Annotated in this window: 4 protein-coding genes; all 4 read left to right on the forward strand. The window is 46.6% G+C overall.

The features are described 5' to 3' along the window. A partial coding sequence (locus IM638_19895) for a hypothetical protein (protein MCA6365305.1) occupies positions 1–789 on the forward strand: 789 nt, incomplete at its 5' end. Next, on the forward strand, positions 773–1,294 hold the full coding sequence (locus IM638_19900) for a hypothetical protein (GenBank protein ID MCA6365306.1): 522 nt from the start codon (positions 773–775) through the stop codon (positions 1,292–1,294). The genes IM638_19895 and IM638_19900, both read left to right, overlap by 17 nt. A 24-nt stretch (positions 1,295–1,318) precedes the next feature. Next, positions 1,319–1,483, forward strand: a complete 165-nt coding sequence (locus tag IM638_19905; GenBank protein ID MCA6365307.1) for a hypothetical protein — start codon at positions 1,319–1,321, stop codon at positions 1,481–1,483. Between the two features lie 81 nt (positions 1,484–1,564). Beyond that, positions 1,565–3,136: a hypothetical protein gene (locus IM638_19910; protein MCA6365308.1), complete on the forward strand. Its 1,572-nt coding sequence runs from the start codon at positions 1,565–1,567 to the stop codon at positions 3,134–3,136. The last annotated feature ends 41 nt before the right edge of the window (positions 3,137–3,177 follow it).

Below are 3,177 nucleotides of genomic sequence, written 5' to 3' on the forward strand. Positions count from 1 at the left end.
ATTGTGGCTACCTGCGGACTTACCAATCTGGCAGTAAGGGGGGCACTATTTTCTCACGACTGGCACAGTGCGGCAAAAGTGGGGGCCATAAATTCAATTACTCAAAATTCGGCCGATGATTTTATACGGTTGTTTGATGAGGTGAAAGCCAATCCGGCCAAGTGGAATGCGGTGGATGTGGAGTTGAGATTAAAGCTGGAACGGTTTTATGAGTATGTGAAGGGGGCTAAGGCGCAGGCGGCAATTGTTCAAGCCGCTAGGGCTGAGTTTGACGCATACGGTTCGGAATGGCTGAAAATTAATCCGCATACGGGGAAGGAGATGTTTAATGTGGAAACAGGGGGATATGTGGTTTGTCATGCGCAGCATAACTCACAATACTTACATGAATTTACTATGGCAGAATCTTTTGCAAAAGATGGAAAAAGAGTTCTGTTACTTAGTGAAAATGCCCCTGTAGGTGTTGCAACTCCAGACGCTGAGATTATTGGTGTTGGCGTTTTTGACTTTAAAAATATTAATTCTACAAATCCACTAAATATTGAACGAAATATTCATGACTACGTTCTTAATGCCAAGAGTCAAGCTGAAAATATTGCCTTTAATATTGCCAATAATCCTGTTGTTACTATTGAAATGGTAAATAAAGCCGTAAAGGAAGCTATTGAAACCGCTAAAGCAGCCGGTTTGAATAACTTAGCAAACCACGTTGGAATAGTATATAAAGATGGCACAACAAAAATTATTGACTTAAAAAATTTCGACATCGAAAATGGAATCAAATTTTAATCAAATTGCAAATTCTTACAATGATGATTTCTTGTCATCCATGTTTATTCTTGGCATTCAGTTAAAATTCAAGAACAAGGAAGGAAAAAGAATATATATAAATAATTACAATAATCCAGTAAAAGATAAATTCAAATATTTATGGAATGAAGATGAATGGCATAAAGCAAGAAGAGGTACTATTAACAACATACCTAAAGAGGAAGAGTATGAGAAAAATCAACCACTGGAGGGTATTTTATTTATAAAACTTCAGTTGAGAAACATAGTTGAGAGTAATCTTTCAGATTGGACATATTTTTATGTAATTGGAGAATCTCTGGCTTGTCTTAATAATGAAGAAATTAATCTTGTTGAATTTCAACAAGTCCTCATGCAAGTTCCGTCCACAAAAATGACGACATTTTGCACAAAATTTGCTTCACTTATTAATGATTTTAAAGAGAGCGATTTTGTAGTGAAAATTGGTCATCAAAGTGACAAATCATTTGTTTTTGTTTATTGAATCACGCTAAGGGCTGGCGGCAATATGGCGCTGCCTGCCCGCTATCCCGGCCTGCGCAATGCGCTACCCGCCGTTGAAGCACGCATTGGCGGGCAGGCATACAACACGGTAGAAACCTCGCTGCTCATTGAAGCCTTCCCCAAAAACCGCTACGCTCAAAACTACTTACTTTCGCAGAGCATATATTAAAAAGAGATGCCCTAATTTTAATCGCTATCGTAGTATTGCTAAAACTCAATATCTCCACCATATTACGACAGTTAGAATAAGGTGATTAAAGACTATAAAATACTTATACACAAAACCGTACCCTCCCTACTGCTGCTGGTACTGCTGCTTCTTGTCCCCACCCGCATATCCGCGCAAACCTATCCCGTACAACTCAACGTACAACTGCAACCACCCTTTTCGGGCTACCTGCCCGACTACACCACACCCGGCAGCGAGCAGTTGAAAATCTTTGTGCTCTTCACCGATTTCACCCGCCCCAGCTACGACATTAAACTCAAATTCCGCCTGCAGGGCCAGGGCATTACCATTGAAAATCCCGCCTACTTTTACGCAGGCCCGTTTACGGTGGAACCCGGCGTGCCGCTGCAACTTTCGGGCACCGACCTTGCCCAATTAATGGCGCAGCAAAATCTGGTGTACAGCGGCATTACCACCCAGCAATACAACCAGCGCCGCGTGCTGCCCGAAGGCTTTTACACCGTGTGCGTTACCGCCTACGATTACCTCAATCCCACGCCCATACAGGTTTCTAACGAAGCCTGCACACAGGCGTGGATGATTATCAGCGATCCGCCGTTGCTCAACTTACCACTCTGCGGCAGCACCGTACCCGAAATTCAGCCCCAGCAAATTACGTTTTCGTGGACACCGCTCAACATGGGCGGACCTTCCTCGGCGCTGGGTACGGAGTATATACTTCGCCTCTGGGAAGTACGCCCGGCGGGCAATCCGGCCGGTAACGTGATTCTCAGTTCGCCGCCGGTTGATTCAATCGTAACCACGCTTACGGTGGCTAATTACACGCAGCTCAACTATCCGCTTATAGACGGCATGGAATACGTGTGGACGGTGCAGGCGCGCGATGCGGGCGGGCGCGAACTTTTCCGCAACCGGGGCATGAGTGCGCCCTGTACGTTTGTGTGGGGCAATACCTTCGGCGCATCGGCCGCAAGCATCAACCTCAATCTGGCCGCGCAGGTCATTAACCACCGTCAGGCGCGGCTTACGTGGGACAGTGTGGCGCTCTTCAGCAGCTACCGCGTTGAATACCGCGCACAGAATTACAGTCCGCAGTGGTACAACGCCGCCGGCACGCCCACCGTGGCCGACAATGCCCTGCGCGTATATGACCTCACGCCGCAGCGCACCTACGAAGCGCGTGTGCAGGGCATTATGCCCAACGGCCAGCCCGGCGCGTGGAGCGATATTGTCACTTTCATCACACCCGCCGAAGCGATTATTGCCTGCGGACAAACCTCGCCCGCGCCTTCGATGCAGAATTTTAAACCACTCACCGCCGCCAGCATCGGACAAACCTGGCAAATCGGTCAGTTTGAAATGCTGGTTACGCAGTTGCAAAGCATCAGCAATGCGCAGGGCTATTATTCGGGGCTGGGCAAGATAAAGATGTTTGGGGTGGTTGGTGTGGCCTGTTCGTTTCAGAATATCCGCATGAATGAGGAGTTGCAGATGGTGGCGGGTGAAGTGCATGCGTTGACGGATGGGATTGATAACTGGCTGGCGCAGGGGAATGCAGGTAATTATCAATATGATACCAGTTATTTTTTTACGGGTGCTATACACAGTATTTATATAAATGGTTCTGGGTAGGTTGTGATTGTGGATGTAAACGGGAATACCTCAGTTGTAAA

The sequence above is a fragment of the Bacteroidota bacterium genome (assembly GCA_020402865.1).
Lineage (GTDB): Bacteria > Bacteroidota > Bacteroidia > Palsa-965 > Palsa-965.